The sequence below is a fragment of the Arthrobacter sp. P1_B3 genome (genome assembly GCF_056406615.1).
Genome location: NZ_JBFTZV010000021.1, coordinates 20,386 through 36,861, shown reverse-complemented (window position 1 = coordinate 36,861; position 16,476 = coordinate 20,386). Strand labels below are relative to the sequence as shown.

The 16,476-nt window shown below is 61.0% G+C and carries 13 protein-coding genes and 1 pseudogene; 5 read left to right on the top strand and 9 right to left on the bottom strand.

The window, feature by feature from the left end; genetic code table 11:
• Positions 1–2 precede the first annotated feature (2 nt).
• Positions 3–473: a DUF4913 domain-containing protein gene (locus tag AC1D2F_RS18615; protein ID WP_476967388.1), complete on the top strand. Its 471-nt coding sequence runs from the start codon at positions 3–5 to the stop codon at positions 471–473.
• 69 nt (positions 474–542) lie between these two features.
• Here AC1D2F_RS18615 and AC1D2F_RS18610 read toward each other — a convergent pair whose 3' ends face one another.
• From AC1D2F_RS18610 to AC1D2F_RS18595, 4 genes are all read right to left on the bottom strand, one after another.
• Entirely contained in the window at positions 543–785 is a 243-nt protein-coding gene (locus AC1D2F_RS18610; protein ID WP_476967387.1) for a hypothetical protein, read from the bottom strand.
• Positions 786–975: 190 nt separating this feature from the next.
• A complete protein-coding gene (catA, locus tag AC1D2F_RS18605; RefSeq protein ID WP_476967386.1) occupies positions 976–2,004 on the bottom strand; it encodes a catechol 1,2-dioxygenase in 1,029 nt (342 codons plus the stop codon).
• Positions 2,005–2,070: 66 nt separating this feature from the next.
• Positions 2,071–3,276, bottom strand: a complete 1,206-nt coding sequence (locus tag AC1D2F_RS18600; protein WP_476967385.1) for a flavin reductase — start codon at positions 3,274–3,276, stop codon at positions 2,071–2,073.
• 232 nt (positions 3,277–3,508) lie between these two features.
• On the bottom strand, positions 3,509–4,645 hold the full coding sequence (locus AC1D2F_RS18595) for an acyl-CoA dehydrogenase family protein (RefSeq protein WP_476967384.1): 1,137 nt from the start codon (positions 4,643–4,645) through the stop codon (positions 3,509–3,511).
• Between the two features lie 148 nt (positions 4,646–4,793).
• Between AC1D2F_RS18595 and AC1D2F_RS18590 the strand changes: the two genes are divergently transcribed.
• Positions 4,794–5,081 carry a hypothetical protein gene (locus AC1D2F_RS18590; protein WP_476967383.1) on the top strand — a complete coding sequence of 96 codons (288 nt, stop codon included), beginning with the start codon at positions 4,794–4,796 and terminating at the stop codon, positions 5,079–5,081.
• A gap of 438 nt (positions 5,082–5,519) precedes the next feature.
• Here the strand turns inward: AC1D2F_RS18590 and AC1D2F_RS18585 are convergent.
• Both AC1D2F_RS18585 and AC1D2F_RS18580 read right to left on the bottom strand, forming a co-directional pair.
• Positions 5,520–7,687, bottom strand: a pseudogene (locus tag AC1D2F_RS18585) (amylo-alpha-1,6-glucosidase).
• A gap of 245 nt (positions 7,688–7,932) precedes the next feature.
• Positions 7,933–8,781, bottom strand: coding sequence for an SDR family NAD(P)-dependent oxidoreductase (locus tag AC1D2F_RS18580; RefSeq protein WP_476967382.1), 849 nt, complete (start codon positions 8,779–8,781; stop codon positions 7,933–7,935).
• 138 nt (positions 8,782–8,919) lie between these two features.
• Here AC1D2F_RS18580 and AC1D2F_RS18575 point away from each other — a divergent pair, with 138 nt between their 5' ends.
• Entirely contained in the window at positions 8,920–9,183 is a 264-nt protein-coding gene (locus tag AC1D2F_RS18575; RefSeq protein ID WP_476967381.1) for a hypothetical protein, read from the top strand.
• A 1,290-nt stretch (positions 9,184–10,473) separates the two neighbouring features.
• On the opposite strand, the gene AC1D2F_RS18570 is transcribed toward AC1D2F_RS18575, so the two are convergent.
• Positions 10,474–11,418 carry a quinone oxidoreductase family protein gene (locus AC1D2F_RS18570; protein WP_476967380.1) on the bottom strand — a complete coding sequence of 315 codons (945 nt, stop codon included), beginning with the start codon at positions 11,416–11,418 and terminating at the stop codon, positions 10,474–10,476.
• Positions 11,419–12,755: 1,337 nt separating this feature from the next.
• Between AC1D2F_RS18570 and AC1D2F_RS18565 the strand changes: the two genes are divergently transcribed.
• Both AC1D2F_RS18565 and AC1D2F_RS18560 read left to right on the top strand, forming a co-directional pair.
• Entirely contained in the window at positions 12,756–13,568 is an 813-nt protein-coding gene (locus tag AC1D2F_RS18565; RefSeq protein WP_476967379.1) for an alpha/beta fold hydrolase, read from the top strand.
• Positions 13,569–13,886: 318 nt separating this feature from the next.
• The gene (locus tag AC1D2F_RS18560) at positions 13,887–14,459 is read left to right on the top strand and encodes a hypothetical protein (RefSeq protein WP_476967378.1); all 573 of its coding nucleotides are present in this window, start codon (positions 13,887–13,889) and stop codon (positions 14,457–14,459) included.
• Between the two features lie 169 nt (positions 14,460–14,628).
• Here AC1D2F_RS18560 and catC read toward each other — a convergent pair whose 3' ends face one another.
• Positions 14,629–14,907: a muconolactone Delta-isomerase gene (catC, locus tag AC1D2F_RS18555; RefSeq protein ID WP_476967377.1), complete on the bottom strand. Its 279-nt coding sequence runs from the start codon at positions 14,905–14,907 to the stop codon at positions 14,629–14,631.
• 26 nt (positions 14,908–14,933) lie between these two features.
• The gene (locus AC1D2F_RS18550; protein WP_476967376.1) at positions 14,934–16,037 is read right to left on the bottom strand and encodes a mandelate racemase/muconate lactonizing enzyme family protein; all 1,104 of its coding nucleotides are present in this window, start codon (positions 16,035–16,037) and stop codon (positions 14,934–14,936) included.
• Positions 16,038–16,476 lie beyond the last annotated feature (439 nt).

The window sequence follows — 16,476 nt, the reverse complement described above, 5'->3', positions numbered from 1 at the left end:
AGATGACCATCGACATTGGCCGATTCAGCGAAGCGCCCGGCACCAGCGCAGAAGAGCCCGCCAGCACGGCTGGAGACGAGCAGAAGGCACCGGGACTGGTCTACGGGTCAGCCGAAGAGTTCCTGCACGAACAGCTGCTGCCCACCTACGTGCGGGACGTCGACGGCCGCGCAGCTAAATGGTGCATCGAGTGGTATTTCCACCCGGAAGCGGTCTCCCGGATAGAAGCGCTGTGGCGGGCATGGGAACACCTACGACTCGACGGTGCCACCGGCATCAGCGTGTGGTTCAAAGACCACGCCGACCACCACATGAGCGTGCTCCTCGATCCACGCGGACCGTTCTACAAATGCGACATGCAAAAACACCGCGACCCTGCGCAGCTTGAGCCAACTCGCGCACCGGCAGGATGGTTCCCCGACGCGAGGCTCCAGTCCGAGCAGTCTGCGATGCGAGCGAGCAGCGCAATCTAGTGGGCCGGGGAGCCATAGCCAAGGTGATTCCTATCGCTGGAAGGTGCCCTAAACACTTGGCTGCAGCCTTCAAGATTGGGGCAGCTTGGGATGCGATTGCCCCAGGGCAGAGTCGCTCTCGAGGATAGACCCGAACGGAACATCGGGCGAGATTGAGACTGAAAAATGGTCGAAATCGTGCCGCACGACAAGGAGGCCACACCGCCGATCAAAGCCTGCTTCGATTTGAGCAGCATCTCTAACCGCTGCATTCAGTTTCTCGTCCATCTCGGTTCTGGTTTTGACATAAAATTCGGCGATAACCTGTGTCATTTGTCGGTCCTTCCTAGAGTCGTGACCGCTTGTAGGTAGACGAATGAATTTTGGAAATAGCCACCGCGGGGGCGGCGGCACCTCGGTCGTCTGGAATGTCACCCATTATGTGCAGTAGCGCGTATGGTCTCCCCCAGAGGATTTCTGGGGGAGACCACGCCGCTGCACTGTCGACGGCTGCTGGCTGGTGCTAGTTTGCCTGCGCCAGGGCGAAGTCGTAGGCCACTTCCCTGCCCGGGCCGTCATTCCTGTCCTGGGGGTCGAGGATCAGTTCAGGCTTAACTGCCGAGGCAATGTCGTCGGTGAGGTGTTTGCCTGCCTGGAAGTACAGCTGGGTGGTGATCAGCTGGTGGTCATCGGCACTCACCTTCAGGTGGAGGTGGGCGGGGCGCCAGGCGTGCCAGCCTGCTGCTTCGATGAGTTTGCCGCAGGCCCCGTCTGTGGGGATCTGGTAAGGCGCGGGCTGGACGGTATTGATCTCATAGCGTCCTTCGGCGTCCGTAAGGATCGTTCCGCGCAGGTTCCACTCCGGAATGCCCGGGGCGAACTGCGAGTAAAAGCCAAGATCATCCGCGTGCCAGATTTCCACTTTTGCGCCGGCAAGGGCGCTGCCGTCGACTTTGGTGACTTTGCCGTGCAGCACCAGTGGCGTGCCCGGCTCATCGTCGCGCATCGGGAGCGTTCCGGGGGACTCCAAGACTGGTGATTCGGGTACGTAGTAGGGGCCTTCGATGGTGCCCTTGCTGCCTTCGCGGTTTTCGTTGGCCACTTCCTCGACGGCATGTTCGACCCACACGTCCAGGAAGAGGGGCCATTCTCCTGTGTCGCCGACTTCGATCAGCCAGGCCTTGAGTGCGTTGTATTCCTCATAGGTGACCTTTTCCTCAAGGACGGTGTCGACCAGGGCCTTGATGGCGCGTGAAGCAAGTCGGTTAACCCGTTCAGTGCTGACTTCGGAGGTGACGCTCTTGTTGGCCCGGAAGCGCTCGGTGGCCTTGGCTCCCGAGTCAGCGGCTGTGGCCTGTGTGCAGGGCACTCCAAGGACAGTGAAGCCCTGCTCTCGGAACTTGTTGTGCAGCACCTCAAGCCCGGCGTACTGCGGGGTGAAACCACACTGGGAGGCGACGTTCACCACCAGCATCACCTCGTCCTTGAAGCGGCCGAAATCAGTGCCCGCTCCGTCTATGAGGGTCAGGGGAATGGAGTGGAGAGCGGTCATAATGCTTCCTCACAAAGCCATCATTGCTGTGAACCCTGAGCCTTTGCTCGTCGGCTCCACTGCCCTTTAAGGCAACTGGATACAGTAGTCGCTAGGGGCGCGCCCGCCGATCTTTTCCGTAAGTCGGGCGGCGCAATCAAGGGTGCGCGACACGATTTCCCGGAATCGTTCCTTGGTGGCACCAGGTCCGAATCCACTCACGACTATCTCGAAGGCCACACATTGATCTTGTCCAAAGACAGGTACCTGGATGAGGGTTGCATGGGCTGCAGGTTCGGGATGGCGGCAATACTCCGCGTAGGCGGACACCAGGGAATCCCACACGGGCGAAAGCGTACCCCAATCGCCTTTAGCTGAAGAAAAAGCTGCGCTGAATTGCTCGCTTCTCGTATGGCCAAAGGAAATTGCATAGCCGTTTTTTCGCACAAGCGTCAGGATTTCCTCGATCAGCGCCGCATCTACCCGCCCTCTCATGTGACGGGAGCCTTCGATCCAAGTGCGGCGCAGTGCTGGCGTGGACCAGGCCGCGAAGCCGGGATCGATTGGCGCGGCGAAGGGGAAGTAAGTGCCGACGTACGGTGATCGACTATCAGATGCAGTCAGCACGACCACCGTGTCCTGAACTACCGTTGAGATGGAACACTCCAGGTCTAGGCTTAGAGATAACTCCTCGACCTCATCACCGAGGCTTGTCGCGAGACGCAGCTGACCGCCCAGGTTCTTGAGGTTGAAATCATGCCGGGGGATCGTGAATGAACCGTACCCACCGTTGAGAAAGACCAATGGCAGTCCACCTGTTCGAGGACCCAGCCCAAAGTCCGTTACCTCGCCAAGAACCATTACGTGATCACCGGCAGGGTGGATGTCGTGGACGGTGGCGTCAAACCATGCAATAGCGTCCTTGAGCCTGGGGATGCCGCCCTCGTCGAATTCCCACTCCTGGCCCGCGAAACGTTCGTCGACTGCCGCGCTGAAAAATGCACGACACAAGTCTTCGTGGCCGGCCCCAAGGACTGACGCGCGGAAGCGGCCAGCACGCTCGATTTTGGCGTAGGTACTTGAGGTCTTCTGGGGCAGGAAGCCGACCAGAGGGGGATCTTCGGAGACCGACGTAAACGTTCCGACAATCATCCCAACTGGTTGTCCGACGTCATCGACCGTTGTGATGATCGTGACGCCGGTAGGGTACTTCCCGAGAACCTGACGCCACTGTGACTTCCGTTCCGGGTGATTCCTTGGAGGAGTATCTATCCGGTCTTTCTGACTGCGCATTCTGACTTTCCTTCTTTTGTTCAGGCTTAGTAGAGCTCGATGACAAGCTTGTCTGAAAGTGCGCGGGGACGCAGAGCCCAATGTCCTTCCCATAGACCGCTTTCTACAGCAGGGCGGCGGCTACCCGATCAAGGTTTCGGAACCCATCGTTTCAAATACAGCGGCAACTAGAAGATCCAGCTAGAGAACACGAGTGATGGAGTTGATAGGTGTTGGCAACAGGGTTCTGATGTCACAGGAATCCCGGAGTAGTCGACTGCAAACCCAGTAGTATGGCGCCTGCGTCGTCGTACATGTGCTGGCTTAGTGAGGCGTGCAACTGCGGGACTTGAGCATCCATCCGTATCGGGTGCAGGGGATGAGAGTTGTTGATGATTGCAGCGCCCGATACTTTCGCTACGTCGTGCACAACCTGGCTCGCGGTATCCGACACGTTGACGGCGCTAAGCCGGATGCGTGCCTTCTGATCGTCGGTCACTTCGTGACCTTTGCTCACCGTTTCCCAGACTTCCTCCGCGACGTCAAGGAGGTATGAACGTGCCGACTGGAGGGCGACGAATGCCTTAGCGAACTCGACCCGGTAGTAGGCGCGTTCCCCCACTGGCGGTGCCCCTGTGATTCCCCGGTATGAGCCCGCAGACTGCGCGTAATCCAGAGCACCTTGGGCGACTCCGAGACCAATGGCCGCATGGCATTGAGCCTGATATCCGATTAACGGGTAACGGAAGAGCGGCTCGTCAATGAGTGACTTGCCTCCGCGGATGAAGGTCCATTCCAGGGGAATCTCAAGGTCTTCGACGACGGTGTCAAACGAGCCGGAAGCGCGCATACCGCTGACGTCCCAGTCTTGAACGATTTTGACCCGTTCGGCGGGAAGAACTGCTGCTCGAGGTTTGCCCCCCGCGGAATCGTCAAGTAGACCTACGCTGATGTAGTCCGCTGCCACGGAACCGCTGGCAAATTTCCAGCGACCACTGGCCCGGAAGCCTCCAGGAGTGCGTTCAGCCTTCTGCATTGGGAACAGGCCGCCAGTGAAAACAACGTCAGGGCCGTTCTTGTAGATTTCGGCCTGCGTTTCGAGCGGAAGGGCCCCGCAATAGGTGTTGCTCGACGCGAATGCCACGACCCAGGCAGTAGAGCCGTCAATTCGGCCTATGCGTTCGATGCTCCTCAGGAAGTCCGCAGGAGGCATAACCACCCCGCCGAACTGTATTGGAGTCGCGGCGCGGTAGAGCCCCAGCGGAAAAAACTTCTCGATGAAGTCGCGCGGTACATAGCCAAGAACATGGAACTCCTGACGACGCTCAGCGAGCTCTGCAAGAACCGCAACCCACATCTCCTCTTTCGGCGATGTACGCATGCTGCCCATAGTGGTCCTCCTCGTTCGCAATCTGATAACCCCATGGTTAGGCATCAGGGCCAAGCAAGCCCAGAGGTTGGACCGCTGAACGAACCTCTGACTCGTGCAGTAAACCGATTTGAGATGCCATGGAGCTATGGCTGATCCGCGACCTCACATGACGCTCACTTGTTACAACGACACGCACGGCTACGGGTGGAAGCACGTTGACCTCTTCGTGCGGGAGGCAAGCGGCCTCGAACTGAACTGGGTTCACTGGGGCGTGTCGGCTGACGGTCCGATGCTGCGGGACGAGGTGACCGCTACCGTTGAGCCCACCCTCCTTAGGACCTCGGAGTGGCCGGCACCGGAAGAGCGCAAATGGCATGGACTACTTGTCAGCGGCTACGACAAGGTACGGGTCGGTCGCCGTCATATCGCACCACGCGCGGCGGCGGAATGGTGAACTGGCCGCGTTCCTCAAAACGGATGTTGTCGGTGACGTCGAGGAGTCCCGGATGAAGATTCGGTAGCACTCCTGGCCCTCATGGTCGCGGCGAAAGCACGGGGACGACTCGGCGGCCGCCCTCGGACGATGACACCCTCCAAGACAGAGGCTGCGCGGCAGCTGCCTAGCCAGGGCAAAACTCTCAATGAAACAGTGCAGATACTTAGCGTCAGCGTCTCATCGTTAAGGGCCCTCAGCCAGAATGCGTTCCGTACGCGAAGCGGGCCGCAATGCCAACGGCGAACCTGGACGGCAGTGACGGGAAGACGGTGTACGGTACCGCACCCTGAATGGGTGAAGATGTATCGGAGCGGCCTTCGAGTTGGAAGTCTTTAGAATCCGGCCTTGTGCCTAAATCGCCTCGCCAGGGTAAGACACTGCGATCGTTGTTGGTCTCTATCGCGGCGCCTTGGTGATTCGACCTGCTTGTTCAACCAGCTCTTTCATTGAGGGCCGGTGGCCGCGGTGGAAGGTTATGCCATCCGGCAGGCCTTGCATTGATGGTTTGTGTTGGGTGATATCGATCGTAATCCGGCCGCCGGCCAAGGGGGCGTTGCTGATGTGCAGGTCACCGTAGGACGTGGGCAGTTCAGGATCCATCCAGACGCCGCCGAGGGAAACGTGGGCGTCGTAACGCATCAGGCTGGTCACGAGCAGGATCGGCGCTGTGGCTGCCCAGGCCTGAGGTGAACAAGCCGTTGGGTACGGCAGTGGAGTTGCGAATCGCTCCCGGGCGAAACCACAGAACAGTTCCGGCAGCCGGCCGTCCGTGAATTCTGCCGCTTCCAGCAGGGCGGTGGCGATACGTTGCGCCTCCGCCACAAATCCGTATCGCATGAGTCAGTGGGCGATTATGGCGTTGTCATGGGGCCAGACCGATCCGTTGTGGTAGCTGGCCGGGTTGTAAGCACCCATGTCGCTGGCGAGCGTTCTCACCCCCCAGCCACTGAACATCTCCGGAGACATCAGCCGCTCTGCTACTTGCGGTAGCCTTATCTTCATCCACGAGGCCGACCCAGAGGCAGTGGCCCATGTTTGAGGCGCAGGCATCGACTTGGCGCTTCTTTCCATCCAGGGCGATGGCATAGTAGCCGCGGTCCGGCATCCAGAACTGCTCGTTGAACCGCTTCTTCAACTGCGCCCCAAGATCGGCCAGTTCATCTCCCAGAACTGAATCGCCGGCGTCGTATGCCATCCACGCACGGGCCATGTGTGCCTGGTAAACGTAGGCCTGTACCTCGCAGAGCGCGATGGGCGGTTCGGCCAGTGTGCCGTCAGCGAAGTTGATGCCGTCCCAGGAGTCCTTCCACCCCTGGTTGATCAGCCCAAGAGGGTTCAAGCGCTCATACTCTACGAATCCGTCACCGTCCTTGTCCCCATATTGTCGGATCCAGTCCATTGCCCGATCTGCATGCGGGAGCAGCGCGGCAATGGTGTCCTTCGCGAAGCCCCAGCGGCTGACTTCGCCCAATACGCACACGAATAGAGGGGTTGCATCGACGCTGCCGTAATAGGTGGACTTACCTCCGAGGGACAGCCCGCTGGAAATATCCAGCCGGACTTCGTGCAAGATCTTGCCCGGTTCCTCCTCGCTCAGAGGATCCACTACCCGGCCTTGGCGGTCTGCAAGTGTTTGTAGCGTGCCCAGAGCCAAGGAGGGATCCACGGGCATGGCCATTTGTGAGGACAGCAGCGAATCCCGGCCCAAACAGGGTCATAAACCAAGGCACCCCTGCGGCCACCACCACACGATCCGGATATTGCGGGTCTTCGATACGCAGGGCTCCCAGATCGTCGTAGCTGCGCCTCAAAGTCCGTTCGATGGAGCGGTTCCCAACGTGCACCACAGGGATTTTCGCCACCCACTCCTGTCGGCGGCGGTCACTGGCCGACATCCCGTCCGTATCAAGATGAACGAACGACGGCGGCGTCGGGCCTGCCCCCTCCGTGCTCGGCACGGCCGTGAAGGTGCAGCTCCACTGGCTGTGCGGGGCAACTGTCAGGCTGTAGGTGAGGCCATTCGATGAGACATCGGCGCCGGGAGCGAGGACGATAAGACCCTTCCGGACCTCGTGCCACGAGGCCCGGATGGTCAGTGAGTCGCCGTCCACATCGCGAGTATGGTTCCAGCTCCTCTGGACGCGCCCGTCCTTGACTTCAAAAAGATCTGCGAAATCCGCCTCGACTTTCAAAGAGACGACGCATTCGGCAGGCTCCTTCGAGTAATTGTGCAGGGTGACCTGCTCCTGAATGCCAGCGCCCACTTCACGCAGGCGCTCCACAATCAGCGGGCTATCCGCATAGCCATCCCCACGAGGAACCCGCCCGGCAAACAGGGCCCGATACGGCTCCTTCATTTCCGAGCCCAGCGGTTCAACGTGCTGGCCATTGACTGTCAGGACCCACCCCGACACAATGCGGGTGTCCTGGAAAAAGACACCATGAGGATGTTCGGACTGGATGTCCCCGTTCGCCATTGAAATGCAAAACGACGAACCCTCGACTAGCGTGACTGTTCCTGCACCAAGCGGACCTGCCGCCGTGTCAGCGTTCCATCCAGCCATGTCGCTCCTTTGGACGGCTTCCCCCAGCCTTTCAGCGCACATATAGTCCCAATGTTCGCAAGCGAGTCAGGTGTCCCTCGTTGCCTTTTCTGCCTTGGACGCTACTCTCAGTAGCTCCTTGACGCTAGGAGCAATGGCCTTGGTTGAGGAACAGGGGTCGTTTTTGGGCTTGGCAGACCGGTCAGGGTATGGGAAGGGCCCTTAATGCGCACAACTGCTAGGTTTCTCCTTGGTGCGGAACTGCGCTACTTCGCTGCAGCCATGTGTGAGGGCATCTCCGGGGATCTGTTGTTCTGGCTGTCTGAAATGAACGTCACTCGCGGGTCGAAGGCGATGCCCCCTGGTTCAACAGCTACGAGGCCCCCGTCGACGGGGATCGTGGCGGCGTTGATGTACGACGCCTGATCCGACAGCAACCAGGCGATGAGGGCTGCGACCTCGGACGAGGAGCCCGGGCGCCGGCTGGGGACGAAGGCCGATGCCAGCTCATAGGCGTCTTCGCGGCTAACCCCGAGCTCGGAACCGAACTCGCTCATTTCCATGTCTGCCGTCTCGGTCCGGGTCCAACCCGGGCATACAGATTTTGCCCGGATGCCGTCCGGCCCGTAGTCCACCTCGACGGACTGAATCAGCATCGCAAGCGCTGCCTTGGTCGCGTTATAGCCGGCGATGCCTGCTGTGGCCCGCAGTGCAGCCGCGGAGGCGACGCCTACAATGGCTCCTCTCGTAGCCAGGAGGTGCGGTAGCGCGGCGCGGATCAGATAGAACGGCCCTGTCAGGTTCGTGCTGAGCATGGAGTCCCAGTCCTCATCGTTGAGGTCTCCGGCCGCACCCGGGCGGACGATTCCGGCATTGAGGACTAAACCGTTGAGGTTCCCGAACCGATCGATGGTCTCGGCGACCAGTCGTTTCATGTCGGCATCGGAGGAAACATCTGCAACTACCAGATGTGATCCTGTGCTGCGGGCTACCTCGTTCAGGACATCTGGGCGTCGGCCGCATATGACAACTTCCCATCCTTGTTCTCTACGCGTTGCAGCTGTGGCGGCGCCAATTCCGGTGCCTCCGCCGCTGACGATAGCGACTGAATTCATGTGTAATCCTCACGTGAGGCAGCTGCGCGTGAACCACGGACAGCTTGCTCGGGGCTATGTCTGGTTCTGATGGGGGATTGTCGGGAAGCGTGATGGCCGTTAGCGATCAGCCTGGATCCGATAATGTTTGCCAGGTCATTGCCCGAGGAAAACTGTTTCCCCTTCGAACACAGTCCGCAGCACTTGGGTGCCGCCTATTTCATCGATCGGTATCCCGCGTTCGTGAAGGCGGCCAAGGAGATGCACGAGGCCAAGCTCCTGGCAGAGGGCGGGTTCAAAGGTTCCGAGCGGATGTCAGTGGAACAGCGCTACGAACGTGCGGAGAAGGAACTCTTTGCCGCCTTGAAGGTGTTGGCCGCGAGATCGAGCACCGCGTCACCGGTAACGACTGCAGCCGTGTGAAGGACCAAAGCCTCAAAGCGGGCGTCGGCCGCCGATTACGGCTCGGCCGAACACCACGAGAAGTTTGCTGAGTTCCAGGCAAACACCGGCGCGAATGAAGTCCAGATACGCGGTCGCCTGGCCGCAGCTCGGAGCGAGGGAACACACCCCAGCGCGGCAGTGACCATGGGCAAGGGTGCCGCTGAGGCCAGAAAGTCGCGACCTGGGGCAGCAGTGGGTTCTGAGAGGGCTAAGAACGGCCTGTTGATAACTTGGGACAGCGCATAAAGGAGGAGCCGCTGGAAAACAGTCCCTCCTTTATGCGCGGTGATACAACGCGACGCCTATACTGGGCGACGGCACAGGGCGTAACCTGATGCTCCGTCACCTCTGGGGGGATATCCGGATGGAAAGCAGCCTGCGGGATCGTTGAGGTTCGGCCGCTCGCCCACTCAAGCTTGCCGCGATCCTTGCCTTGATTTGCCTCGTCTGGGGTGCCGTACCTGCCGACGCCGCGCCGTCCGGGCCCGCCTTGGGGCCCACGGCCGTGGTTCTACCCGATCCTGGGCTTGCCCCAGCACGATCCCGCATCTCTCCCGGACAAGGCCTCGGCCGCAGCCCCAGCGGTGACGCATCCCCTTCAGACCGTCTCCGCACGGGCGCTGCCTAGAGTCAGCGGATTGCCGGGCACGTCCAGCACTGGCCCGATCAAGGATGTGCCGCTCCCTGTCGCCCATCCGGCCGGGGGGATAACGGCTCCCGCCGTCTCTGCAGAACCGGTCGTGAACCAGGCACCACCTGCTGTTGCTACCGTGGCCGCCAGCGTCGCCCGGTCGTTAACCAGGTTGCGCCGGTTCTCACACGTGCCGCGCCGGTCATCCACCAGGCCGTAAAGGTCATCGCACCGTTCCCGCCTGATGTCCCCGTTGTACGAGTGTCACCAGGCACGACAAGGAGGGAACAGCCATGCCAGCCCCTCCAGGCGGCCGTGGGCGTGAGTCAATGCATCTGAGTGTGCACGGCGATGGAAACACCCACACCGGCCATGATCACGCCCTGAAGCGGATTGCGGACAGTAGACCGGACCCGGCGGTAGAGGCTTCCGGCTGTCGATCCCTTTGGCGTGCTGGCGATGCGATGGTGTCGTTCGTCCGGTCGACGGTGGGATCAGGCATGTTCATGGACTCCTCTACGCGTTCGGCAATTGTCATTTCGTCGGCCTCGTGACTGCGTGATGAGGCGATCATGCGGCTACGAGGTACCACCAGGATTCGAAAGCAAAATTCGACCGACTGCCCCGCCGTGCCCGTATCAGAACCGAACGACCGCGCGACCTTTGATGGCGCCGGAGGCGAGTCGAGTGATCCCTTCGGCGATTTCGTCGAGGGCAAACTCTTCGACGGGAATGCTCAGCTCGCCTGCTGCGATCCTAGGTAGCAGTTCCTCAGCGATTGCATGAGCGCGGTCCTCACGGTTCAAGAGGTTCACAGGCAACACGGCCACATTGGAGAAGAGCCAAGACGGCAGGTCAATCGTGAGCGCAGTGCCAGCCGTGTATCCAAGGCAGGCGGCACGTCCACCGGAGCGAACCCATTTCAGGCGATCGCCGAGTCCCTTTCCACCGACGGTGTCGACCAGCAGGTCGGCCCGCCGGGCGGCAGCGAGCTCCAGGACTGCATTTTCGTCGTCCAGGGCGATCCCTGGCACACCCGGGGGAAGCAGGTCAAGGCGGGAAGCGCGCGAGACGACCGCGACAACCTCAGCGCCCGCAGCCTGGGCAAGTTGAACGGCCAAAGTTCCGATCGCGCCAGATGCCCCGGTCACTATCACGCTTTGTCCTGCCCGCAGGCGGCCGATGTCGAACAATGCGACGTACGCGGTGGTTAAGGGAACGAAGAAGGTCGAGGCAATGGCGGGGTCAAGCGTGGTAGTGAGTGGGACTAGCAATCCGTCGGGCACTGAGGCGCACTCACGCCACGTTCCGTCCTGGGTGAAACCGAGCCATCCCTCCCGGAAGATGATCTGGGTGCCGGGCTCGAAGACGGCGGACTCGACGACGGTGCCGCTGCCCTCGACTCCCGGGACATAAGGAAGCGGCGGACTTACTGTGAATAGACCGGACGCGATTGTCAGGTCCAGGTGGCTGACAGTCGCAGCCTCGATGCGGACTAGCGTCTCCCCGGACGCGCGGACCGGCTCGTTGATCTCTTCGATCACGGGGACGCCACCCCAGTCGTGAATTCGGGCAGCGCGCATGGGGCAGGCATCCTTTCAAGAAGACGTTTCATTGAGCCGGGCAATAGACCGATCATGGCGACCCTGTCAGGGACGGTGGCATTTCAGATTGGCTGGCAGAGCCGGTAATTTCAGCTATATGGTCCGTTGAGCGGACTGTCAGAGGCGGAATGTGCCATGGATTGGTCAGCTCACGTGTGAAAGTCGCATTCATGCGTGATCCTTATGGAAAGGCAGGGTTATTCAACTACCATTGCCGTGCGGGCCGGCCGGTCTGAGCACGATGGACACAGCATTTCAAGGCGCTCAGGGCCCTGCTCGATGGGGCCGGGGATGAAGAAGGAGCAGGTCGACGGTTTGTCCTTGGCGTCCTTCACCTTGGCTCCTGACAATCCTACCGGCGTCGCCCAGCACATGGGCTGTCTCTCCGATGGATCGACGGCTTATCGCTCGGGGGCGCCTCCGGCGTCGTAGGACTGCGGCAGTAGGCCCGAGCCGTCCAAACGGGAGACGCGAACGTGGTGGCGTGCGTAGCCGCGGACATTAACGGCCTGGCTCTTTCCGGGACCTTGTTACCTCCCATCAGCCGCTTCGCCCAGGACGGCGCATACCCGTACGGAGGAGCAGGGCCGAACGCAAGCTTCGCCCTCCTGACCGATCACTACGCGCGAGCCTCTAGGGCCACCGCACAGGACTTCGGAAAGCTGACCGTGTCCCAGCGCGAAAATCAGAAGAGCTACGACAGCTCAGGCGATTCATGGGTCAGCCCTTTGGGTGGGGCGATACTCCGGCCGGCGACCAGCTCCGGCATTTCCCGCGGGGAGGAAAGCCGAGTCGCACTGGTGATGGGCGCAGAGACACCTACAGCACCAGGTGAGTGGGCTCCGCCCTCCCGCACGTCAGAATCACCAACACGAGAATCATCGAGGGGAAGACGGAGTCAAGGGCCGAAATACGCATGTCGCCGATGGTGCCTGCAGGCCAACGAGGGGGGCTCCTAACCACGGGTCCAGAACGCCAGCCACGCGGGGCCCTCTGGTTCTGGCTGGCGGGGGCGAACGAAGTTGACTCGGCTTTGATGAGGGCCCAGCACGGAGCGGATCCCGTGGCCGAGCAATGGAGCTTCTTGGAATCCAAACGGTATGTGGCACCCAGAAGAAGACAACTGAATGGAGTAACCATGAATGGGGAGGCGGCGCTAAACCTCTTAAGTTAAGCACTGTCAACCGGGCATCAGAAAAACCCAGAGCCTGAAACACTTCCTAGGCAGAAAACCGGTTCGCTGGGCGAAACGGATCATTGTCGCGGCCGGCACCGCCGCCGATACTGACTCCACATCCCGCAATATAAGGAGACCCATGTCCCAGACCGCCCTCCGATATGGTTACGCTGACACTCCACTCGGACAATTGCACTACGCAGAGGCCGGCGAAGGCGATCCGATCATACTGCTTCATCAGACCCCAAGATCGCTTGACGAGTTTGCTGAAGTCCAGCCACTGCTGGCGGCGCACCGTCGAACTATCGCAATGGACATGTACGGCTTCGGCCAGTCCTCAAAGCCGCAAGCTCCCCAGACGATCGAGCAGTTCGCCAGCGGCGTGCTAGCACTCGCAGATGCGCTTGGCATCGATAAGTTCTCGCTCCTCGGTCACCACACTGGAATGTTCGTCGCTTCCGAGGTTGCTTCTGCCGTGCCCCACCGGATTCTGGCGGCAGTCCTGTCGGCAGCGGAGTACGCGGACGCCGGCTTTCGTGAGACTGCGTCGGACCTGGACGTTGATACCGCCGAGATTCGGGAGGACGGAAGCCACCTGACTTCGCTCTGGGCCAAGCGCGCTCCTCTCTACCCGGCCGGGCGTCCCGATCTCCTCAACCGATTCATCCGCGACGCCTTGGCACCTGGGCTGGACCCGCGGGAAGGCCATCTCGCATGTGCGCGCTACCTTATGGAGGACCGAGTGCAGCAAGTTACGGCGCCGGTACTGCTGCTCGCCGCGACCGAGGACCCTTTCTCTTACCCGCACACGAATAGCATCGCCAAGGCCTACACGAACGCTAGGTCCGTTGAGGTCGTAGAGATTCAAGGCGGCATGGTCCCGCTCATGGAGCAGAAGGCTCACCAGGTAGTCGACGTTGTGGTTTCGTTCCTCCAGCGCGTGGGCGCCTGATCATCCGTCCGTCGCTGGTGCTCTTTAGAAATCTTGGGGCAACCGGCCGTGCGGCTCGGAGCGCTCCGTCGAGCCTATCCGGCAAATCTTCGAGGGGACGCAAGGGCTGCCTTCGGGCGTTTCTGTCGGTTCCTACCCTCACCGGCCCGGAACCGTAAGAGTTCAGGCATCATGATCTGCGGCGCTGGTCAGCTGAACACCTATCTCTGACGAGAGTTTAAGACGCTGCGAACCCCTGTGATGCAATGCCCGAGGCCCTGGCTGATATCCGCTGAAGCCGAGGATAGGACCCGCATTAACTGATGGTCGTCGCGGCTGTTGACGCCCCGAGGGAAGAAGCCTGTTCCGTCCGCCGCGCCGGCCCTGAAGCGTGCTTACCGGAGTTACTCCGCGTCCGCTCGGGCCGGGTTCTTCCTGGCCTTGGAGCGTCTGGGCAGCATTCGGCTGGCCGCACGGGAATTGGGATTCAACCTCAATACCTGCCGTGCCTGGGCGGGACCTTCGGGCAGGAAATCGGGCCAAAAGTACACGCAGGCCGACAAGGACAAGTTCTTTGCCCTGCTGGACCGGGTGGAGAGCGTGAGCCTCGCGGCCAGGACGCTGGGCATCAACGTCCAGACCTGCTTCCATTGGGCCTACAAGGCCGGCGCCGTCACCCGCAGGCCCCGCACAAATCCTGCGGCCAGACGGTCCGCCACCCAGGAGCAGAAGGACGAGTTCTTCACCGCCCTGGCCCGCGTGGGCAGCGTCAGCGCGGCCGCCAGGGAGCTCGGTCTGACGAGATCGCAGTGTGTGAGCTGGGCCCGTCACGCCGGAATGGGGTCCGCGCATACAGGAGTGCGCAAACGCGCCGAATTCCTGCGGTTGCGCGAAGCGGGGGAGTCTGTTTGATTAGAGCAGGGGCAATTAGCCCCGGGTCAGTTCAGGTTCGGTGAACTGACCAGGGATGAGGGGCACTGCTCGCGGAGATTGGCGTTGGTGCCATCATCATGATGGTCGCAGCTGCTGCTTCACCCTTGTACTAGGGCCTCTGATGGCGCTCAATATTTGTCGCGGGCGCTTACTTGACGTCGGAGGGGTGTTTCGCGAGTGGGACCACTGAGATGTCCATGTACGGGAACAGTGGCAGGTTCTGCAGGATCTCATGGAGTTCGTCGTTGGAATCGACGTCGAAGATCGAGTAGTTGGCGTATTCGCCCACCACTCGCCAGATTTCCGGCCACTTGCCCGAGAGCTGCAGCTGCTGCGAGTAGGCCTTCTCCTTGCCCTTGATCTCCGCAGCCGCGTTGACCGGAAGGTCGGCTGGCAGGTTTACGTCCATGTGGACCAGGTACTTCATGAATGTCCTCTCGGTAAAAGGGGTTGCTATCGATCGATGCGGTAGAGGGAGAGCTTTTCTTCGTCGACAGCGGTACCCACTCCGGGGCCCTCGGGCACACGAATGCGTCCACCTGTGATGGCCAAAGGTTCGGTCAGCAGGTCATCGGCCATGTCCAGGTAGTTAGAAAGTTCCGCTGCACGCTTGGTCGTGTGGGCGAAGGCAGCGCCGAAGGTCACCGACGCTATTGTGCCGACCTGGGTGTCAATCTGGTTGCCGATATAGACGTCAATTCCCATGCCTTCAGCCATTCCGACGATTTTTGCCGCCTCCGTGAAGCCGGACCGCGCCGTCTTTACCGCCAAGAGGTTTGCGCCTCCAGTGAGGATTTCCCGTGCGGCCTCACCGAGGTTGGCGGCGGATTCGTCGGCGGCGATGGGGATGGGGGAGTGCTCGACAAGGCGGCGACGGCCAAGGACCTCGCGGGCGTCGTCGGGCTCCTCAAGGAACTGTAGGCCCAAATCTACCGTGCGGCGGAGTACCTCGGCTGCTTCGTTGGCAGACCAGCCGCGATTGGCGTCCATGTAGAGCTCGGCGTCCTCGCCGAGCCCCTCCCGTAGCACCCGGGCGGCCTCGATGTCGAGGTGAAGAGGATGGCGGCCGGTCTTGAGCTTGAACGTGTTGATGCCATACGCCTCGCGGAACTCCAGAGCCAACGCCAGCAACTCCTGTGCGGGCTTGAAGCCGAGCATGTGGGAGACACGGAGCGAGTCGCAGTACCCACCCAGCAGTTTTGTCACCGGCTGGCCGAGAGTTTTGCCTATGACGTCCCAAAGGGCGATGTCCACGGCCCCCTTGGCGGTCTGGTTGTGCACCGTACGGTAAAGGATCGCCTGCACTTTCTCACGGTCAAAAATGTCCACGCCGATCAGCTGGGGAGCAAAAACATCCTCCACCACCGCAACAATCGACTTCTGCGTCTCCCCATAGGTGTAAGGGCGCGGTGGGGTATCAGCGGTGCCCACTACCCCATCGTCGGTGCGAAGCCTAATGAGCACATGGTCAGCCGCGTGCACGGATCCCGAGGCAAAGTGCAGTGGATGAAGATAAGGGATCGAGTAGGGAATCGCCTCAATGGCTGCGATTTTCATGAGAGTGGAAGCCTTTCGTCAGGGGGAAATGGCGCAGGGCCGGATACCGCGACAGAAGCCGAGGGTCCCGCAGTTGCGGTAACCACGACGTCCAAAAAGTTGGGCAGCAGTGCAGAAAGATTCCCGCGCATCCAGGCGACAGTGAGCTCCACCACGGGGACATTTTCAATCTCCCGGTAGGCCGCGCCTTCAAGCTGCAAGGCCCGGACGCTGGAGGGCTTGACCGCCACGAGCCCCCTGCGGCTACGAACGCAAGCATGGTGGAGGTCTCGCCAACCACCTGCGTGATGCGGGGCGGAAGCCCGCCTTGGGGCACAGGTCTGCGGGGTGCGGTAGGGCACGGATTGGGCCCGTAGGCAATGAAGTCCTGGTCCTGCAGTTCATGCATCGCCACGGGCGATCCACGGCCAGGGCACTGAAGGAGGGAAGCGTAACGACG